We start from the raw sequence: 1,094 nt of genomic DNA on the forward strand, positions 1-1,094 counted from the left end.
TTCTGTTTGTGGTATCCCGTTAGGTGATGGGTGTATTATCGATGCTGGTCTTGCTATTTTAGAGGGTACAAAAATCGGTATCTACCCGGCAGAACTGGAAAAGATCAAAGAGGTCAATACTGGAGTTTCCATAGAGGGTGAAATTTTTAAAGGGAAACAACTTGCAAACCTCAATGGTCTCCATTTTAGACAAAACTCCCTTACAGGTGAGATTACAGCTTCACGCTCCACGAGAGAGATTAAGCTTAATGCTGATCTTCACTAAAGTGTATTCGGCATAAGCCGAATACTACTGTGTAAGTATATTCATACTCTCAAGATGGTGTAAAATTGAATCCTCTTGATGGTACCCATCTATATTTTGCCCAAAATCCAAAGTAGTAAAAACAGGTTTTGCGATAATATATCTTCCCTCTTTGCCCCATTGTTTTGTTTTTATACCCCATGTATTATGAAAGATAACTACTTTGTTATCAACACTGCCGACATAGAGGACAATATGTCCTTTTTTATATAAAAGTGTCTCAAAAGGGATGCCAAACTTTATAATTGTTTCTATCTTTTTTGCATCATCCATCCCTTGTAAAGAGATAATTTTTCCCACATGACTCTGTTGCAAAGAGTTTCGTGGCAACCAAATACCAAAAGGGGCAAAAAAATCTCTTACCGTTGCGGAGCAGTCTCTTTGTGTGTACATACCTCCCCATCCGTAAATATTTTTTTGTAACTCCTTTATAATCATCGCAATAGTATGCGTATTAAAAGGGAGTATGCCAAGATTATATATATTTTTATCGATGTCAAAATAGGGTGTCCGTGGAAGCATCTGCCCAATTTGTGAATAAAAAAGGAAATCTTTATTGTGGTTATACACAGGGTATTTATCTCGTAAAATCACCATTTGTTGTGCATCTTGCCACTTGCTTGCGTGTTGGTTGTCTATGAAAGCTATATCGCTGCGCAACACCCATCCGTATGCAAAACTTGACTCTATAAAAACCCATGCTCTGTCTTTAGAATAGTGGGAAACCAACACAGGCTTAAACGCTCCCAAAGCGGAATTTTGCAGATAATCAAAAGGGTAACCCTCCCCG

Annotated in this window: 2 protein-coding genes; one reads left to right on the forward strand and one right to left on the reverse strand. The window is 38.2% G+C overall.

Annotated elements, in window-relative coordinates:
• Positions 1-265, forward strand: a 265-nt coding sequence (locus AC30RD_RS09795) for an LbetaH domain-containing protein (RefSeq protein WP_489494374.1), incomplete at its 5' end; no start/stop codon positions are given.
• A 24-nt stretch (positions 266-289) separates the two neighbouring features.
• On the opposite strand, the gene AC30RD_RS09800 is transcribed toward AC30RD_RS09795, so the two are convergent.
• The coding region (locus AC30RD_RS09800; RefSeq protein WP_489494376.1) for an SH3 domain-containing protein at positions 290-1,094 on the reverse strand (805 nt) is incomplete at its 5' end.

This window comes from Nitrosophilus sp. (genome assembly GCF_982775275.1).